This is a genomic window from Microbacterium sp. AR7-10 (assembly GCF_001878835.1).
GTDB lineage: Bacteria > Actinomycetota > Actinomycetes > Actinomycetales > Microbacteriaceae > Microbacterium > Microbacterium commune.
This window is the reverse complement of the sequence record NZ_MJIR01000036.1, coordinates 63,349-80,333: the sequence shown is the minus strand read 5'-3', so window position 1 is coordinate 80,333 and position 16,985 is coordinate 63,349. Positions and strand designations below refer to the sequence as shown.

General features: G+C 70.2%; 17 protein-coding genes and 1 tRNA gene. 12 read left to right on the top strand and 6 right to left on the bottom strand.

Translation table 11 applies throughout. The annotated features are described in order from the left end of the window. The first annotated feature begins 12 nt into the window (after nucleotides 1-12). The 11 genes from BFN01_RS03710 (at nucleotide 13) to BFN01_RS03660 (ending at nucleotide 11,149) form a co-directional block, all read left to right on the top strand. Nucleotides 13-696, top strand: a complete 684-nt coding sequence (locus tag BFN01_RS03710; protein WP_256221019.1) for a GntR family transcriptional regulator — start codon at nucleotides 13-15, stop codon at nucleotides 694-696. 124 nt (nucleotides 697-820) lie between these two features. After that, nucleotides 821-2,005 (top strand): branched-chain amino acid ABC transporter substrate-binding protein, encoded by a 1,185-nt coding sequence (locus tag BFN01_RS03705; RefSeq protein WP_071641701.1) that lies wholly within the window; start codon nucleotides 821-823, stop codon nucleotides 2,003-2,005. A gap of 115 nt (nucleotides 2,006-2,120) precedes the next feature. Further along, a complete protein-coding gene (locus BFN01_RS03700) occupies nucleotides 2,121-3,008 on the top strand; it encodes a branched-chain amino acid ABC transporter permease (protein WP_177243798.1) in 888 nt (295 codons plus the stop codon). 1 nt (nucleotide 3,009) lies between these two features. Then, nucleotides 3,010-4,167: a branched-chain amino acid ABC transporter permease gene (locus tag BFN01_RS03695; protein WP_071641697.1), complete on the top strand. Its 1,158-nt coding sequence runs from the start codon at nucleotides 3,010-3,012 to the stop codon at nucleotides 4,165-4,167. Continuing rightward, entirely contained in the window at nucleotides 4,164-5,090 is a 927-nt protein-coding gene (locus tag BFN01_RS03690; RefSeq protein WP_071641695.1) for an ABC transporter ATP-binding protein, read from the top strand. Before BFN01_RS03695 ends, BFN01_RS03690 begins: the two co-directional genes overlap by 4 nt. Next, a complete protein-coding gene (locus BFN01_RS03685) occupies nucleotides 5,087-5,797 on the top strand; it encodes an ABC transporter ATP-binding protein (protein WP_071641693.1) in 711 nt (236 codons plus the stop codon). Before BFN01_RS03690 ends, BFN01_RS03685 begins: the two co-directional genes overlap by 4 nt. Nucleotides 5,798-5,850: 53 nt before the next feature. Further along, a complete protein-coding gene (locus BFN01_RS03680) occupies nucleotides 5,851-7,011 on the top strand; it encodes an FAD-binding oxidoreductase (RefSeq protein WP_071641691.1) in 1,161 nt (386 codons plus the stop codon). Beyond that, nucleotides 7,008-7,253: a (2Fe-2S)-binding protein gene (locus BFN01_RS03675; protein ID WP_071641689.1), complete on the top strand. Its 246-nt coding sequence runs from the start codon at nucleotides 7,008-7,010 to the stop codon at nucleotides 7,251-7,253. Before BFN01_RS03680 ends, BFN01_RS03675 begins: the two co-directional genes overlap by 4 nt. Further along, entirely contained in the window at nucleotides 7,250-8,629 is a 1,380-nt protein-coding gene (locus BFN01_RS03670) for an FAD-dependent oxidoreductase (RefSeq protein WP_071641687.1), read from the top strand. Before BFN01_RS03675 ends, BFN01_RS03670 begins: the two co-directional genes overlap by 4 nt. After that, nucleotides 8,629-9,630 carry a proline racemase family protein gene (locus tag BFN01_RS03665; RefSeq protein ID WP_071641685.1) on the top strand — a complete coding sequence of 334 codons (1,002 nt, stop codon included), beginning with the start codon at nucleotides 8,629-8,631 and terminating at the stop codon, nucleotides 9,628-9,630. The genes BFN01_RS03670 and BFN01_RS03665 overlap by 1 nt, the downstream gene beginning before the upstream one ends. Nucleotides 9,631-9,676: 46 nt before the next feature. Then, nucleotides 9,677-11,149 (top strand): aldehyde dehydrogenase (NADP(+)), encoded by a 1,473-nt coding sequence (locus tag BFN01_RS03660; RefSeq protein ID WP_071641683.1) that lies wholly within the window; start codon nucleotides 9,677-9,679, stop codon nucleotides 11,147-11,149. 149 nt (nucleotides 11,150-11,298) lie between these two features. Here BFN01_RS03660 and BFN01_RS03655 read toward each other — a convergent pair whose 3' ends face one another. Genes BFN01_RS03655 through BFN01_RS03645 form a run of 3 tightly spaced genes read right to left on the bottom strand, consistent with a single transcriptional unit; the run spans nucleotide 11,299 to nucleotide 14,466 of the window. Next, nucleotides 11,299-12,486, bottom strand: a complete 1,188-nt coding sequence (locus tag BFN01_RS03655; RefSeq protein ID WP_083428633.1) for an amidohydrolase family protein — start codon at nucleotides 12,484-12,486, stop codon at nucleotides 11,299-11,301. A 25-nt stretch (nucleotides 12,487-12,511) separates the two neighbouring features. Continuing rightward, the gene (locus tag BFN01_RS03650) at nucleotides 12,512-13,495 is read right to left on the bottom strand and encodes a proline racemase family protein (RefSeq protein ID WP_177243793.1); all 984 of its coding nucleotides are present in this window, start codon (nucleotides 13,493-13,495) and stop codon (nucleotides 12,512-12,514) included. 41 nt (nucleotides 13,496-13,536) lie between these two features. Continuing rightward, a complete protein-coding gene (locus tag BFN01_RS03645; RefSeq protein WP_071641679.1) occupies nucleotides 13,537-14,466 on the bottom strand; it encodes an ornithine cyclodeaminase family protein in 930 nt (309 codons plus the stop codon). Nucleotides 14,467-14,574: 108 nt separating this feature from the next. On the opposite strand from BFN01_RS03645, the gene BFN01_RS03640 reads away from it, so the two are divergent. Further along, a tRNA-Ser gene (locus tag BFN01_RS03640) sits at nucleotides 14,575-14,665 on the top strand. A 79-nt stretch (nucleotides 14,666-14,744) separates the two neighbouring features. Here BFN01_RS03640 and BFN01_RS03635 read toward each other — a convergent pair. The 3 genes from BFN01_RS03635 to BFN01_RS03625 all read right to left on the bottom strand — a co-directional run bounded on the left by BFN01_RS03635 (nucleotide 14,745) and on the right by BFN01_RS03625 (nucleotide 16,981). Continuing rightward, entirely contained in the window at nucleotides 14,745-15,185 is a 441-nt protein-coding gene (locus BFN01_RS03635; RefSeq protein ID WP_143187139.1) for a hypothetical protein, read from the bottom strand. A 95-nt stretch (nucleotides 15,186-15,280) separates the two neighbouring features. After that, nucleotides 15,281-15,958, bottom strand: coding sequence for a GntR family transcriptional regulator (locus BFN01_RS03630; RefSeq protein ID WP_071641674.1), 678 nt, complete (start codon nucleotides 15,956-15,958; stop codon nucleotides 15,281-15,283). A 117-nt stretch (nucleotides 15,959-16,075) separates the two neighbouring features. After that, nucleotides 16,076-16,981, bottom strand: a complete 906-nt coding sequence (locus tag BFN01_RS03625; RefSeq protein ID WP_071641672.1) for a dihydrodipicolinate synthase family protein — start codon at nucleotides 16,979-16,981, stop codon at nucleotides 16,076-16,078. Between the last annotated feature and the right edge of the window lie 4 nt (nucleotides 16,982-16,985).

Below are 16,985 nucleotides of genomic sequence, written 5' to 3'. Positions count from 1 at the left end.
TAGTGTGTCGCCATGATGCTGCAGGATGCGCTGAGCGACTTCGCCGCCCCCCTCGCTCCCACCGAGAGCCTGCGCGAACAGATCGAGAACCAGCTGTCGGCGCGCATCGTCGCCGGGGAGATCCCGCCGGGACATGTGCTGACCGTGCCACGTCTGGCGACTGACTTCGGGGTCAGCGCCACTCCGGTTCGCGAGGCGATGCTCAATCTCACGCGCCGCGGTTTCCTCAATCCCATCCGCAACCGCGGATTCGCGGTGACCGAGGTCTCTCAGGATGAGCTCAACGAGCTGTGCGAGGTGCGGATGCTGCTCGAGGCGCCGCCCATGCGTCGCATCGCAGGCACACTCGACGACGACGTGGTCGCTGAGCTGCGTGCGCTGGCCGACCGCATCGTCGAGGCGGGCCGAGCGGGGCTGTTCGCGGAGTTCCTGGCCGCGGACACCGCATTCCACCTGCGAGTCCTCGCGCAGGCGGGCAACCGCACACTGCTCGACGTGGTGCGAGAACTTCGTCAGCAGACGCGCCTGGTGGGGCTGGCGCATCTGGTGGAGACCGACGCGCTCGTGCCCACCGCCCTCGAACATGCGCAGCTGGTCGATCTGCTGGTCGCCGGCGACGGCGAGGGAGCGGAGGCGCTCATGCGCCGGCATATCGGTCACGTCGGAGGCGTGTGGAGCGGACGCGACGAGCGCTGATCGACTGTTCCACGCGTCGCCGGTCACAGATTGATCTCGGAGATTCCCTTCTGGCCACCTCAGCAGTAATGTGTCACGTACTATCCGATGGCACATGCAATGAGGCATCCAGGAGGACCATCACATGAACACCCGCAATCCGCGTCTGCGACGCACGCTGTCCCTCGTCGCCGCCCTAGGCGCGATCATCATCACCGCCGGCTGCTCGGGCGGCCTCGGCGCCGGCGACGACGGGGGCGGTGACTCCGACGGGCCCATCAAGCTCGGGATGCTGGCGCCGTTCTCGGGCAGCGAATCCGCTTTCGGGGATTACATGAAGAACGGCGCGCAGCTCGCGATCGACGAGATCAACGCCGACGGCGGCATCGACGACCGGAAGCTCGAACTGGTGGTGGAGGACGACGCCTGCGACGCCACTGCCTCGGTCGCGGCCGCGAACAAGCTCGTCACCAACGGCGTGGTCGCCTCGGTCGGCGGCTACTGCTCGGGAGCCACCCTTCCCACGCTGCCGATCTTCGACGAGGCCGGCATCCCCATGGTCATCCCGGCAGCCAACTCGAACGAGCTCGTCAAGCAGCAGCTGCCCGGCGTATTCCTCATCAACGGCACCGGCACCCAGCAGGCCAAGGCCGCGGTGACGTACGCCGAGAAGATCGGCGCGAAGACCGTCGCGGCGATCGACGATGCAACGGCGTACTCCACCGACCTCGCCAGTTCGTTCGTGCAGCAGGCGAAGGATGCCGGCCTCACCGTCTCGTTCGAGGCGACCGTCACCCCGGGCGAGAACGACTACTCGGCCGTGGCCACTCAGCTCGCCTCGGCGAAGCCCGACCTCGTCTACTGGACCGGGTACTACCAGGAGGGCGGCCTGATCGTCCGCCAGGCCACCGACGCCGGCTATGAGGGCGCGTTCCTGGTGGGCGACGGCTCGGTCGACGCGAAGTTCGCCGAGATCGCCGGCAAGGGCTACACCGACAAGGTCGTGGGAACGTTCACGCAGACGCCCGACATGATCCAGGGCGCCGACAAGTGGATCGCAGACTACGAGAAGCTCGCCGGCGGCAAGCCCGGCCCGTACTCCACCCAGTCGTACGATGCCGTGCGCGTGGTCGCCGAGGCGATCGACGAAGCCGACAGCACCGACTTCGACAAGGTCGTCGCGGCGCTCGAGGGGCTGAAGGACTTCAAGACCTTCGCGGGCCCGTTGACGTTCACCAAGGATCACACCCTCTCGGGCGGCGGCTTCGTGATCGTGGGCATCGATCCCGCGAGCGGCAGCTTCGTGCTCGAGGACGACCTCCAGGGATGAGATCGGCAGAGCGGGGCGGTGCGAGCCGCCCCGCTCGGCGGCACCGACCCGCTCCCACCCGGCATCCGACCGGGACGCTTCCTTCCGCCCCTGACGAGCAAGGACATCCGCAGTGATGCAACTCATCTGGAACGGCCTCATCGTCGGCTCGTTCTACGCCCTCGTCGCGCTCGGCTACAGCATGGTCTACGGGATCATCAAGCTGCTGAACTTCGCGCACGGCGATATCTACATGCTCGGCGCATTCGCCGGCTTCGCGACCATGTCGGCATTCGGGATCTCGAACGAGTCGTCCATCCCGCTGCTGCTGGTCATCATGCTGCTGTCGATGGTGACCACCGGTCTCATCGGCGTCGGCATCGAGCGCATCGCCTACCGTCCGCTGCGCAAGAGCCCGCGCCTGGCCGTGCTGATCACGGCCATCGGCGTCTCGTTCACCCTCGAGTACGCCGTGCGCCAGATCTTCGGCCCCAACCCCGAGGCCTTCCCGGTGCGGCTGGAGTCGTCGGGCTTCGACTTCGCCGGCATGCGCATCACCGCCGCGCAGATCGTGCTCGTCGTGATCGCGGCCGCCCTGATGCTCGTGCTCGCGCACATCGTCGAGCGCACGCGCCAGGGGCGGGCCATGCGCGCCATCGCCCTCGACCCGCAGGGCGCGCAGCTGATGGGCGTCAACGTCAACCGCGTGATCGCCACGGTGTTCTTCATCGGCTCGGCGCTCGCGGGAGCGGCCGGCGTGATGGCCGGCGCCTACTACGGCTCGATCGACTTCCTGATGGGATTCATCATCGGACTCAAGGCGTTCACCGCGGCCGTCATCGGCGGCATCGGCAATCTCTACGGCGCCATGCTCGGCGGACTGCTGCTCGGGCTGCTCGAGTCGTTCGGCTCGGCGTGGTTCGGCGGCGAATGGCGAGACGTCTTCTCGTTCGCCTTCCTCATCCTGTTCCTCACCTTCAAACCCACCGGGCTGCTCGGCGCCCGCGTCGTCGAGAGGATGTGACATGTCCCGCTCCGCATTCCGAGACCGCGCCGCACTGCGCGCGCCGTCCCCGCTGTTCGATCGCCCGGCCCCGCCGGCGGGCATCCTCTCGTCCAACACCGGCTTCCTGCGTGCGCTCGGTGCGATCAGCATCGTGCTGCTGCTCGTGCTGCCGTTCCTCGACGCGTCGCGGTACACGATGTCGATCGCGACGAGCGCGCTGATCTACATCATGCTGTGCATGGGGCTCAACGTCGTCGTCGGCTATGCCGGACTGCTCGACCTGGGCTACATCGCCTTCTTCGCCGTCGGCGCCTACACCTCCGGCATCTTCACGACGGTGCTCGGCTGGCCGATGTGGGCGGCCCTGCCGGCCACGGTTCTGGCGTGCATCATCGCCGGCATCATCATCGGCGCGCCCACCCTGCGCCTGCGCAGCGACTACCTCGCCATCGTCACGCTCGGCTTCGGCGAGATCATCCGCATCACGGCGAACAACCTCGACATCACCGGCGGGCCCTCCGGCATCCACGGCATCCCCACCTGGCGCTTCGGCGACTGGAGCTTCGCCGACGGCTTCACCCTGTTCGGGCTGGAGTTCCCGCAGCGCGTGGTGTTCTACTACTTCGTCGCGGCCGTGGTCGTGCTCGTGGGCGTGATCGGCGCCGGGCGCCTCGCCCGCGGGCGACTGGGCAGGGCGTGGAAGGCCGTGCGCGACGATGAGGATGCCGCTGAGGCGATGGGCATCAACACCTACATCGCGAAGATCATGGCGTACATCATCGGCGCGGTCTGGGCCGGCGTCGCCGGGCAGCTCATGGCGACGCACCTGTCGGCGATCAGCCCGAACAGCTTCATGTTCCTGTACTCGGCGCTCATCCTCATGGCCGTCGTGCTCGGCGGCATGGGATCGACGCCCGGTGTGATCATCGGCGCGCTGTTCGTCTCGCTCGCCCCCGAGCTGCTGCGCGACTTCGCGGAATGGCGCTTCCTCATCTTCGGTGTGCTGCTGGTGGTGGTCATGCTGTTCCGCCCCTCCGGGCTGTGGCCGGCGACCGCAGTGCTGCCCTGGTTGAAGAAGCGCAGGCCGGTGCCGCCGGCGACGGCAGGGTTCATGGCGGTGCCGCCGCCGGCCGCCAACGAGGACCTCGAGACCGTGGAAGGCGAGGAGAGCCGATGAGTGCGCTGCTGGAGGTCAAGGACCTGCGCCTGCAGTTCGGCGGCGTGAAGGCCGTCGACGGGCTGAGCTTCTCGGTCGAGGCGGGGGAGATCCTCGCGGTGATCGGGCCCAACGGCGCCGGCAAGACCAGTGCGTTCAACTGCATCTCGGCGTTCTACCTGCCGACGTCGGGGTCGGTGGTCTTCGACGGCAACGACATCGTGCGCGAAGCGCCCGGGATCTTCCGCACCCTGCGTCTGGTCGACCTGCTGCAGAGCTTCGGCTTCTACCGGGTGCTGCCGTCGCGGGTGACGAAGTGGGGCATGGCGCGCACGTTCCAGAACCTGCGCCTGTTCCGCGAGCTCAGCGTGCTCGACAACATCAAGACGGCGATGCACGCCAACCTGCGCGAGGGGTTCTGGGCGACTCTGCTGCACACGCCCGGGTACCGGCGTGCCGAGGCGGAGTGCGCCGAGCAGGCCCGAGGATGGCTGGACTTCGTCGGCTTCACCGGCGACGAGAACCTCTACGTCACGCAGCTGCCCTACGGCGAGCAGCGCCGCGTCGAGATCGCTCGCGCCCTCGCCACCGGGCCGAAGCTGCTGCTGCTGGACGAACCGGCCGCCGGACTGAACTTCAACGAGAAGCAGGGGCTGATGCAGCTGATCCGCCGCATCCGCGACCTCGGCGTCGCCGTCGTGCTGATCGAGCACGACATGGGCCTGATCATGGAGCTCGCCGAGCGCATCGTGGTGCTCAACTACGGCAAGGAGATCGCGGTGGGCACGCCCGAGCAGATCAAGCACGATCCGGTGGTCATCGAGGCGTACCTCGGCGTCGAAGACGAGGCACTCGACGACACCAAGCTGCAGACCGGCACCGTGAACCTGTCATCGCTCGATCCTGCCCGACCGGGTCGCACCCGCAAGGGGGGCCGGTCGTGAGCACGCTGACAGTCGATGCGGCCGACGTCTACTACGGTCGCGTGCACGCCCTGCGAGGTCTGAGCTTCGAGGTGCAGGAGGGTGAGATCGTCTGCCTGCTGGGCAACAACGGCGCCGGCAAGTCGACGACGATGAACATGCTCTCGGGGCTCGTGCGCCCGAAGTCGGGCGCCGTGCGCTGGGGTGAGATGGATCTCGCCACAGCCAAGCCCTGGGACATCGTCGCGGCGGGGCTCATCCACGTGCCGGAGGGTCGACGCATCTTCTCGACCATGACCGTGCACGAGAACCTGCTGCTGGGCGGATACACCGTGCGCGACGCGAAGCTCATCGCCCAGCGCGTCGATCAGGTGTACGCGCTGATGCCGCGCCTCGCCGAGCGGCGCCGCCAGCAGGGCGGCACGCTCTCGGGCGGCGAGCAGCAGATGGTCGCGATCGGACGCGCGATCATCGGCGGACCCAAGCTGCTGCTGCTCGACGAGCCGTCGATGGGACTCGCCCCGCTGGTGGTCAAGCAGGTCATGGAGACGATCCAGGCGGTGAACGCCCAGGGCACCACGGTGCTGCTGGTCGAGCAGAACGCCCGCGCGGCGCTGAAGATCGCCGACCGCGCGTACGTCGTCGAGAGCGGGCAGACCACCCTGTCGGGTCCGGCCGCGGAACTTGCGGCGGACGCCCGGGTGATCGACGCCTATCTCGGGGGCTGATAAGCATTGTGAGCATGTGACATTGCACTAAGCTGGTCGAGGAGGTGTGATCGATGCGGATCATCGTGATCGGAGCCGGCGCGGTTGGCGCCGCCTGCGCGCTGAGCCTGACCGAAGCCGGCGCCGAGGTGACGGTGCTCGACCGCACCGGGGTGGCCGGTGAGACTTCGAGTCGCTGCGAGGGCAACATCCTCGTCTCCGACAAGCAGCCGGGAGCCGAAGCGGTCATGGCCGTCGAGGCGAACCGCGCGTGGCGCGAGCTCGCGGCCCGTCTCGACGCGGAGCGCGTGCCCGGACAGCCGGCCACCGAGTTCGAGGCGAAGGGCGGGATCGTCGTCGCCTTCGCCGAGGGCGCCCAGGCGCTGAAGGCCTTCGCTGCGGCGCAGCGCGAGATGGGCATCCGCGCCGAGGTGCTCGACACACCGGCGCTGCGCGCCGCCGAGCCGCACCTCGCCCCCGAGATCGCCGTCGGCGTGCACTACCCCGACGACGCCCAGGTGCAGCCGAGCCTGGCCACCCAGGCGATGCTCGCCCGCGCCCGTCACCTCGGGGCGCAACTGCAGATCACCGAGGTCACCGGGGCCGTCGTCGAGGCCGGGCGGGTGCGGGGTGTGCGCACCTCGACCGGCCGCATCGATGCGGATGCCGTGGTGAACTGCGCGGGTCCGTGGGCCGGTGAGATCGCCACGCTGTTCGGCGCCGCCCTCGACATCCGGCCGCGCCGCGGCACGATCCTGGTGACGACGGCGATGCCGCAGCGCATCTTCCACAAGGTGTACGACGCCGACTACGTGGGCGCGGTCGGATCGGCGGATGCCGCGCTGCAGACCTCGACGGTGGTCGAGTCGACCCCCGCCGGCACCGTGCTGATCGGCTCGAGCCGCGAGCGCGTCGGATTCTCGGAGGACGGCCTGCTCGCGCCGCTCGCCGAGATCGCCGCGAAGGCGAGCCGGCTGTTCCCCTTCCTGCGCGACACCATGCTGCTGCGCACCTACTTCGGCTTCCGCCCGTACGCACCCGACCACCTGCCCGCAATCGGTGCCGACGCACGCGTGCAGGGACTGTTCCACGCGGCCGGTCACGAGGGCGCCGGCATCGGCCTGGCGCCCACGACCGGGGCGCTCATCGCGCACGCCGTGCTCGGCGTCCCGGCGCCCTTGGACCCGACGCCCTTCCTGCCCTCGCGCGCCACCCTGCAGGGAGCCGCGGCATGACCGTACAGATCCGATTCGACGGGGAGTCGCTCGAAGGACGCGACGGCCAGAGCATCGCCGGCGTGCTGCTCGCCCACGGGCACCGCACCTGGCGCACCGCCGAGGGCGGCGAACGCGGCATCTTCTGCGGCATCGGGGTCTGCCAGGACTGCGTGCTCACCGTCAACGGCGTCGAGGGCGTGCGCGCATGCCAGCGCACCGCCTGCGACGGCGACGTGATCGAGAAGGAGACCCGCGCATGAGCGATACGGCGCGCCGGGTGATGGTCATCGGCGCCGGCCCCGCCGGCCTCGCCGCTGCCGCAGCCGCAGCAGACGCCGGTGCCGAGGTGGTGCTCGTCGACGAGGGCGAGCGCGTCGGCGGGCAGTTCTGGCGCCACCATCCTGTGCTCACCGACGAGCGTCTGCAGCATCAGCGCCGCCGCTTCGCCGATCTGCGCGACCGGCTCCGCGGGGTGCGCGTGGTGTCGTCGGCGAGCGTGTGGCGCGTCGAGGCGGGCCCGCCGCTGCGCGCGCACGTGCTGATCGGCCCCGCCGACGCGGCGGACCGACGCGCGGAGACCATCGAGGCTGATGCGGTCATCGTCGCCACCGGCGCGCACGATCGCGTCCTGCCCGTGCCGGGGTGGACGCTTCCCGGCGTCACCTCCGCCGGCGCCGCACAGGCGCTGGCCAAGCGCGACGGGCTCGCACCCGGCGTGCGCACCGTGGTCGCCGGCGCCGGTCCGTTCCTGCTGCCGGTCGCGCAGAGCGTGGCACTGATGGGCGGGCAGGTCGCCGAGGTCGTCGAGGCGACCTCGACCGGCCGGATGCTGCGCGGCTGGGGCGCCCGCGCGTGGGAGCTCACCGCCGCCGTCGGCAAGGCCGGAGAACTCGGCTCGTACCTGCTCTCGCTGGCGCGGCACCGCACCCCGTACCGCTTCGGCAGCGCGGTCACCCGCATCCATGGGGGTGCCGCGGTGGAGGCTGTCACCGTGCAGCGGATCGACGCGGACTGGCATCCGATCGCGGGGACCGAGCGGACCGTCGAGTGCGACTCGGTCGCCCTCGGACACGGATTCACCCCGCGGCTCGAGGCGGCGATCCAGTTCGGCTGTGAGATCGGCTCCGACCGATTCGTGCGCGTCGGTGATGATCAGGGCACGACCGTCGCCGGCGTCTACGCGGCGGGCGAGATCACCGGGATCGGCGGTGCGGATGCCGCGCTCGCCGAGGGCGAGATCGCCGGACTCGCCGCCGCCGGGGTGCCCGACGCGGATGCCCGCCGGCGGGCACCGCTGGCCGCCAGGCGACGGATGCGGGCGTTCGCCGCTCGGCTGGACGTGCACCGCATCGGGCGCGGATGGACGAGCTGGCTCGAGGAGGACACCATCATCTGTCGCTGCGAGAGCGTGCCCAAGGCGCGCATCGACGAGTACTCGGCCGCGTCGTCGCGCGCCATGCGGCTGTCCACGCGTGCGGGGCTGGGCGCCTGCCAGGGCCGCACCTGCGGCCGCAGTGTGGAGGACGTGCTGGGGACGGGCTTCAGTCTCGATCGCCGTCCCGTGCTCTCGTCGGTGCGCATCGGAGAGCTCGCCGCGCTCGCCGACACGAAGACCACAATCACAGGAGGTATCTGATGCGCGCGCGTCGAACGATCCAGGCCGTGGACTCGCACACCGAGGGGATGCCCACGCGCGTCGTCACCGGTGGGGTGGGACGCATCCCCGGCGCGACCATGAACGATCGCCGCCTGTACGCGATGGAGCATCTCGACGGGCTGCGCGGCTTCCTCATGAACGAGCCGCGCGGTCACGCCGCCATGTCCGGTGTGCTGCTGCAGCCGCCGGCGCGGGACGACGCCGACTGGGGCATCGTGTTCATCGAGGCATCCGGGTTCCTGCCGATGTGCGGGCACGGCACCATCGGGGCGGCGACGGTGCTCGTCGAGACGGGCATGGTCGAGGTCACCGAGCCGGTCACCGAGATCCGCCTCGACGTCCCCGCGGGCCTGGTCATCGCGCGGGTGCGCGTGGAGGACGGCCGGGCCCTCGACGTCACCATCGAGAACGTGCCGAGCTTCGTAGACCGCCTCGACGAGCGCATCGACGTGCCGGGCATCGGCGAGATCAGCTACTCGGTCGCGTTCGGCGGCAACTACTACGCGCTCGTCGACCTCGAACAGGTGGGGCTACCTTTCGACCGCGCCCGGCAGGACGACATCCTCGCCGCCGGACTCGCGATCATGGATGCCATCAACACCCAGGCCCCGCCCGTGCATCCGGTGCTGCGCGGCGCCGACCACGTGCACCACGTCGAGTTCATCGCCCCCGGTTCGGATGCCGTGCGATCCCGTCATGCGATGGCGATCCACCCGGGCTGGTTCGACCGCTCGCCCTGTGGCACCGGCACCAGCGCCCGCATGGCCGAGCTGCACGCGAGGGGCGAGCTCGACCTGAACGTGCCGTTCGTGAACGAGTCGTTCATCGGCACCGAGTTCACCGGCACGCTGGTGGCCGAGACGCGCGTGGGAGACCGCCCCGCGGTGGTGCCCACCATCACCGGACGCGCTTGGGTGACCGGACTCGGGCAGTATCTGCTCGACCCGGACGACCCGTTCCCCGAGGGGTTCGTGTTCTGACCGCAGCGCGGACACCGCAGACAGACATCGAGACGAGGAGAGAACAGTGACAGAGAAGCCCATCGACGCCGTCGCCGCAGCCGCGGCCGTCGCCGCCCGCCCGTTCGCCCGCACCAGCCCCCGCGAGCGCGGCGCGGCCCTGGTCGCGGTCGCCGAAGCGCTGGAGAGCGCAGCGCCCGAGCTCATCGAGATCGCGATGCGCGAGACCGGCCTCACCGAGACGCGGCTGGCCGGCGAGCTGCGACGCACGGCCTGGCAGCTGCGCCTGTTCGCCGACACCATCGTCGACGGCGGCTACCTCGATGTGCGCATCGACGCAGCCGACCCCGACTACGTCATCGGTCCGCGACCGGACCTGCGCCGGATGCTGGAGCCGGTCGGCCCGGTGCTGAACTTCGCCGCATCGAACTTCCCGTTCGCGTTCTCGGTCGCGGGCGGCGACTCGGCCGCCGGACTCGCGGCGGGATGCCCCGTGGTGGTGAAGGCGCATTCCGGGCATCCGGAGCTGTCGCGGCGCACCGCCGAGATCGTCGCCGCGGCCCTCGAGGGCGCGGGGATGCCCGAGGGGAGCTTCCAGCTGATCAGCGGGCAGGAGAACGGCGTCGCGCTGCTGAAGGACGAGCGCATCCGCGCCGGGGCGTTCACCGGGTCGACGCACGTCGGCCGCATGCTGGCCGACATCGCCGCATCCCGGCCCGTGCCGATCCCGTTCTTCGGCGAGCTGGGCAGCGTGAACCCGGTCTATGCGACCTACGCCGATTCCGCACTGCTCGAGGCGTTCGTCACCTCGGTGTCGGGCTCGGCGGGGCAGCTGTGCACCAAGCCCGGGTTCCTGTTCGTGCCGGAGGGGTCGGATCTGGGTGCGGTGACGGATGCCGCCGGCGCCGTCGACGAGCACCGGCTGCTGAACCCGGGCATCGGGCGCGCGTTCTCGCAGCGTCGTGACGACGTGCTGGGCGCCGACGGGGTGACCGTGCTCTCGAAGGGGGAGGTGCGCACGGATGACGCCGGGCAGACCTACGCCACCCCGACCGTGGTGACCGTCGGCGTCGACACCCTGATGGCGAACCGCGAGGCTCTGCTCGAAGAGTCCTTCGGACCGCTGTCGGTGATCGTGCAGTACAGCGACAGGGATGCGCTACCGCAGCTGCACGTCGAGCTGTTCCCCGGCAACCTCACCTCGACCCTGCACGCACGCGCCGACGAGCTCTCCGACGGCTCGCTCGCCCCGCTGGTCGACGCACTCGCACAGACGAGCGGACGCGTGCTGTTCGGCGGGTGGCCTACCGGCGTCTCGGTGACGCCCGCCATGCAGCACGGCGGCCCGTACCCGGCGACCACGACCGATGCCACCAGCGTCGGCACCGCCGCGATCACCCGCTTCCTGCGCGGCGTGGCCTACCAGGGCGCCCCGCAGGAGCTGCTGCCCGCACCGCTGCGCGACGACAACCCGTGGAATGTGCCGCAGCAGCGCAGCGAGGCCGGTCGCTCGCACGAGTGGGGCTCATTCGCCCGCTGACCCGACCGGCTGGTCTCGCCTCTCAGCTGAGACCCGCGTTACGCCGAGACCCCCACGTGTGCGCAGGCGCACGTGGGGGTCTCGGCCTTGGATGGGGGTGTCGCTGAACCGTGGGTGTCGCTGAACCGTGGCTGTCGTCGGCTGCGTGGTCAGATGCGGGCGCCGGAGCGGATGACGCCGAGGCGTGCGTCCTCGCGCCACAGCGTCGAGGGGTCGGCGAGCGGGTCGGATGCCAGCAGCACGGCGTCCCCGTACGCGCCCGGTCGCAGGTGTCCCAGCGCGGTATCCCCGATCAGCTCGGCGTTTACGACGGTCATCGACTGCAGTGTCCTGGCGGCACCGCTGGCCTCGACCTGCAGACGCACCCCGGCGAGCTGGTCGTCTTCGAGGTCACCCATCAGGTCGCTGCCGAAGCCGACCCGCACGCCGGCGGCGTGGGCGAGCCGCACGGCATCCTGCCCCTTCGTCAGCACCTCGGCGTTCTTCGCGAGGGAGACGGCGTTCAGCCCGATCTCGGCGCCGCGGCGGTCCATCGCGTCGTACGCGGCCAGGGTGGGCACGAGGAAAGCACCCGCCTCTGCCATCATCTCGGCCGTCGCCTCATCGATGAGGTTGCCGTGCTCGATCGATCGGATGCCGGCGCGCACGGCGTGCTGCACGGCCTCGGACGAGTAGGCGTGTGCGGCGACGTAGCTGCCGCGGCGGGTCGCCTCCTCGACAACGGCGCGCAGCTCTTCGGGTGAGTACTGCGGGATCCGGATCGGGTCGGTCAGCGAGAACACCCCGCCAGAGGCCATCACCTTGATCGCGTGCGCGCCGGTGCGCAGCCGCTCGCGTACGGCGACGCGCAGGTCGTCGACGCCGTCGACGACCTCGCACATGTGCCCGTGCGAGAAGCACACGTCCACGTGCGCGGCGCGCGGATCGCCGTGCCCGCCGGTCTGACTGAGGGCGGGGCCGGTGAAGTGGTACCGCGGAGACGGGAACAGTCCGGCATCGATCGCCTGAGCGAGCCCGATGTCGCCGCCCGCGACGTCGCGCACCGTGGTGAAGCCCCGCTGCAGCGCCCGCGCGAGCCGGCGCGCGCCGTTGAGTGCGGCATAGCTGAGCGGGCCCCGCTCGTTCTCGAAGCCGTCCATGCTCGTGGCGTAGGCGTGGAAGTGCGCATCGATGAGTCCGGGGACGACCCAGAGGTCAGCCGCGTCGAGCGTCTGGGCGCGGGGATGCGGGTGCTCGCACACCCTGCCCTCGGCGATGTGCAGGTCGCGGCGCTCGAAGCGCTCGCCGTCCCAGACCTGGGCGCCGGAGATCGTCAGGGGTGCTGCGGGTGCGGACATGCTCATGTCTCCTCGGTTCTCTCGGTCAGCGCAGGCTGAAGCCGTCGGCGACGGGGTCGTTCTCGTCGAGTTCGAACGTGCAGGTGCCGACCCGGTGCGCCATGCCGCGGACTTCGGGGATGACCCCCTCTGTCGTGCGCTCGGCGACGCGCGCGAGGAAGCGGGTGCCGATGATCGAGTCGTGGGTGAGCGTCTCGTCATCGGCCAGCGCTCCGCTCGCCGCGAGCAGCGCCACTCGCGCCGCAGTGCCCGAGCCGCACGGGCTGCGGTCGACCTCACCGTCGGCGAACACGGTCACGTTGCGCTGGTGGGGACCCGCGTCGGTGCGCCCGAGATCGTCGAACAGGATGGTGCCGTAGACCCCCGAAAGACGGTCGTCCTCGAGCTGCGCGGCCGGATGCCCGTTGAGCGCCCACTTGATCTCGCGGCCGATCGCGATGAGATCGGTGGTGTGCTGCGGGGTGACCTCGAGCGCGACGACCGAGGCGGGCAGCGTCGCGTAGACCGCGCCGCCGAAGACGAGGTCGACCTCGACGTCGCCGTGCGACGTGCGCAGCGGGATGCCGCGGGCGAGCACCCGGGATTCGACGTTGCGGAAGACGATCTCGTCGATGCGCCCTGCGCTCTGGCGCACCAGCGCCTGCACGCGTCCGCTCGGAACGTCGATCGTCACCGCCGTCTCGCCGTCGGGGTCGGACGGGACTCGGCCGGTGCGCACCGCCCAGGCGCCGAGGGCGATCGTGCCGTGCCCGCACGCCGTCGAGAAGCCGTCCTTGTGCCAGAACAGCACCCCGAAGTCGGCGCCCGCGTCGTCGGGCGGGGTGATGAACCCGCCGTACATGTCGTCGTGGCCGCGCGGCTCGAGGCAGAGGAACCGCCGGATGGCATCCGCTTCACCGCTGATCGCCTCGATGCGGCGCTCGGCGACCGTGTCGCCGTGCGTGGGTGCGCCCTCGACGATGCGGAACGGCTCCCCGGCGGTGTGCCAGTCCTCGGTGCTCCACTGCATGCGTTCTCCTTCGATGCTCGGGTGGTTCCGTGGTCCGGCGCTCAGACGGCCAGCCGGGCGACGGCGAGGTCCTGCCAGCCCATGCCGCAGGTCTTGACGATCCGCGGGCGGTCGGTCGCGGCGGGAGTCGCGCCGGTGAACAGTTCGTGCATGGTCACGACGTCCTCGAGGCGCAGCATCCCCGCCTCTACGGCGACGATCACGTCACCGGCTTCGGATGCCGCGACCCGGCGGCTCTCCACGACGACCTGCGATCGGCCGACGAGCGCGGGGTCGAGTTCGGTGCGGTCGGGCTCGTGCGAGCCGATCGCGACGATCGTCGCGTCGTCGCGCACCGCCTCAGAGGGGAACAGGGGAGCGGATGCCGTGGTCGCGCACACGATGAGGTCGGCGGCCGCGATGTCGTCGAAGGTGCCTGCGCGCATGTCGGCGTCGGGCGCGTAGGAGCGGGAGGCCTCGACGGCGGATGCCGCGCGTCCGGCATCCCGCCCGATGATGCGCACCGAGCGCAGCGGGCGGATCGCCGCGAACGCCTCGACGTGACGGATCGACTGCGGCCCGGTGCCGATGACGACGAGGTCGCCGGCGGTCGCGCCGGCGAGCACGTCCGCGCAGGCGGCGGAGACCGCGGGGGTGCGCAGGCTCGTCAGCGCGGTGCCGTCGAGGATGGCAGTGGGCGCGAGGGTCTGGCCGTCGACGAGGATGTACACGCCCTGGATGCGCTCGAGACCCCGCTCGGGATTGCCGGGCGCGACTGTGGCGAACTTCTGCCCCACGGCGCCGCCCGCGGCGGCGGGCATGAGCAGCAGCTGCCCGTTGGGGACGTCGAGGATCTGCCGCGCGAGGTCGTGCTCGGGGTCGAAACCGTCTCGCAGCGTGCTCTGCACGGCGGCGATGGCGGCGGACATGCTCACCCGCTCCGAGAGCAGCTGCGCGTTGACCAGGGCGAGATCCGCGATGACGTCGGGCATGCTCCCAATCTAGGATCAAAACAGTAATATGTCACGCGCTATCGCTGTTCGGTGCGCGGGTCGGTCTCGATTCGCGAACGGGCGGACGGATGTCGTAAGCTGGACGACGGTGACGTGTCCGAGCGGCCGAAGGTGCAACTCTCGAAAAGTTGTGTAGGGTAACCCCCTACCGTGGGTTCAAATCCCACCGTCACCGCCATGAAAACCCCCGAGAAATCGGGGGTTTTCCCGTATCCGACAGCGGCGTGCGACCAGACGGTGCGCGTTTCGCCGACCGGTCACTTCCCCCGCGCGTCCGCGCGCTCCGCGTCGGAGTTCGGCGTCCAGCCGAACCAGCCGTCCTCTGCGGGGATCACGCTCCAGTCGCCGCAGGCGAAGACCGTTTTCGCCGCGTAAGGGTCCGGTGCGTCGTCGAGAGTCCACACCGGTGCCGAGCGTCGCTCAACATCCGCGCAGTCGCCGGCGAGAGGGGATTCACCGGTGAGCAGGATGACCACGTCATCGGACTTCTCCGACGTCGAGGTGCGCACGGTGATGTCGGTGGCATCCGCGGGGAGCCACGGCGCGTCGACCTCGGCCTCCGCACGGAACGCGGCGAGGTCGTCGAAGGTGTGCGTGGACTGCTGGTGGACGAGCTCCTCGTACGCCGTGCATCCGGTCAGGGAGAACCCCGCTGCGGCAATCAGGACGGAAGCGGCGAGGGCTGTGCGTGCGTTCATGCTTCCAGCCTCGCCGCAGCGGATCCGCACCGCGTCGTGCATGCGAGGTATCCGTGTACCTCGCACGGATGATCCGCCACGCGGGCGAGCAGGCGTCAGCTGGCGGCTTCGGGCCGTCCCGCCCACCAGCCGATGACGTGGCCGATGTGCTGGTGCATGAGGCGCTCGGCGCGCTCACCCTCACCCGCCGCGAGCAGGTCCAGCAGCTCGTGGTGCTCCGCGGCCGAGCGTGACAGCTCCTCCGTGGCCAGCAGATCGGCCAGGCCAGGTAGGCGGGTCTCCTTGCGCAGCTGCGAGATGAGCGTGGCCAGGCGCGGGTTGCCGCTGTGCACGTTGATCGCCTCGTGGAAGGCGCGATCGGCTTCGAGGTACGTGGTGAGGTCGCCGCTGGAGGCGCCCTCGACGATGGCATCCGCCGTCGCGCGCAGCTTCTCGATGACATCCGCCGGGATCTTCCCCGCCAGCTCGCGCATCACCGGCGGCTCAAGCAGTCGCCGCACCGCGACGATGTTCGCCACCTCGTCATCGCGCACCTCGGTGACGCGGAACCCCTTGTTGCGCACCGCCTCGACGAAGCCGAGCTTCTCGAGGTTCAGCATCGCTTCGCGCACCGGCGTGGCCGAGACGTTGAATCGGGCGGCGAGCGCGGGCGCCGAGAAGAGCTCGCCGGGGGCCATCTCTCCGGCGCGGATCGCCGCCTCGAGCGCCACCTCCACGCGCTCACGCAGGTTCATCACCGGCTGCAGGGGGGTGACGACGGAGGGGAGTGTCATGAACGACCACCGATCAAGAAGCGTAGGCAGTGCCATGCGGCATGGCACTGCCTACGAAACTATCGGATGCCGTGGATGCGCGGCGACAGCACGCCGCCCGCGCATCCACGGCGTGGATCACTTGCCGTAGCCCTTGGCGGCGGCTTCTTCGGTGTCGGCGACGATGCGGTCGGCGACGTCCTTCGGAAGGGGCAGGCGCGGCGGGCGGCAGGGGCCGCCGTACAGGCCGAGCACGTCCATCGAGAGCTTGATGGACTCGACGAACTCCGTCTTGGTGTCCCAGCGCAGCAGCTTGTGCAGGTCGCGGTAGATCACCTTGGCGCGCTCGAGGTCGCGCACGTCTCCCGAGGTCGACAGGCGGAACAGCTCGACGGTGGCCTGCGGGATGGCGTTGGGGTAGCCGGCCACCCAGCCGACGGCTCCCGCGATGCCGACCTCGAGAACGCTGTCGTCGGTGCCGATCAGGATGTCGATGTCGGGAGCGAGCTCCTTGATCTCGTAGATGCGCCGGGGGTCGCCGGTGAACTCCTTCACGCCCACCATGTGGCCGGCCTCGTGGATCTCGGCGATCAGGTCGGGCACGAGGTCGACCTTGGTGTCGATGGGGTTGTTGTAGCCCACGATGGGCAGGCCGACCGCTGCGACGGTGGCGTAGTGGTGCTTCACCTGCTCACGGTTCGCCCGATACGTGTTCGGAGGCAGCAGCATGACGCAGTCCGCGCCGGCCTTCGCGGCCTGCTCGGCCCAGTGCGCCGACTGCAGCGCACCGTAGGCGCCGACGCCCGCCATCACCGAGAAGCCCTCGGGGGCGGCGTCAACGGCGACCTCGATCACCTTCGCGCGCTCCTGCTCGCTGAGGTTCTGGTATTCACCCAGCGAGCCGTTCGGCGCAATCCCGTCGCAACCGTTCTCGGCGAGGAAGCGCACGTGATCGGCGAAACGGTCGTAGTCGACCGAGAGGTCGTCCTTGAACGGCAGGGCGGATGCGACGATCACGCCATGCCAGGGAGCCTTCTGAGACATCTTT

Coding starts and splice junctions, on each gene's coding strand:
- BFN01_RS03710 (WP_256221019.1), top strand. CDS start 13: ATGATGCTGCAGGATGCGCTGAGCGACTTCGCCGCCCCCCTCGCTCCC.
- BFN01_RS03705 (WP_071641701.1), top strand. CDS start 821: ATGAACACCCGCAATCCGCGTCTGCGACGCACGCTGTCCCTCGTCGCC.
- BFN01_RS03700 (WP_177243798.1), top strand. CDS start 2,121: ATGCAACTCATCTGGAACGGCCTCATCGTCGGCTCGTTCTACGCCCTC.
- BFN01_RS03695 (WP_071641697.1), top strand. CDS start 3,010: ATGTCCCGCTCCGCATTCCGAGACCGCGCCGCACTGCGCGCGCCGTCC.
- BFN01_RS03690 (WP_071641695.1), top strand. CDS start 4,164: ATGAGTGCGCTGCTGGAGGTCAAGGACCTGCGCCTGCAGTTCGGCGGC.
- BFN01_RS03680 (WP_071641691.1), top strand. CDS start 5,851: ATGCGGATCATCGTGATCGGAGCCGGCGCGGTTGGCGCCGCCTGCGCG.
- BFN01_RS03675 (WP_071641689.1), top strand. CDS start 7,008: ATGACCGTACAGATCCGATTCGACGGGGAGTCGCTCGAAGGACGCGAC.
- BFN01_RS03670 (WP_071641687.1), top strand. CDS start 7,250: ATGAGCGATACGGCGCGCCGGGTGATGGTCATCGGCGCCGGCCCCGCC.
- BFN01_RS03665 (WP_071641685.1), top strand. CDS start 8,629: ATGCGCGCGCGTCGAACGATCCAGGCCGTGGACTCGCACACCGAGGGG.
- BFN01_RS03655 (WP_083428633.1), bottom strand. CDS start 12,486: ATGTCCGCACCCGCAGCACCCCTGACGATCTCCGGCGCCCAGGTCTGG.
- BFN01_RS03650 (WP_177243793.1), bottom strand. CDS start 13,495: ATGCAGTGGAGCACCGAGGACTGGCACACCGCCGGGGAGCCGTTCCGC.
- BFN01_RS03645 (WP_071641679.1), bottom strand. CDS start 14,466: ATGCCCGACGTCATCGCGGATCTCGCCCTGGTCAACGCGCAGCTGCTC.
- BFN01_RS03635 (WP_143187139.1), bottom strand. CDS start 15,185: ATGAACGCACGCACAGCCCTCGCCGCTTCCGTCCTGATTGCCGCAGCG.
- BFN01_RS03630 (WP_071641674.1), bottom strand. CDS start 15,958: ATGACACTCCCCTCCGTCGTCACCCCCCTGCAGCCGGTGATGAACCTG.
- BFN01_RS03625 (WP_071641672.1), bottom strand. CDS start 16,981: ATGTCTCAGAAGGCTCCCTGGCATGGCGTGATCGTCGCATCCGCCCTG.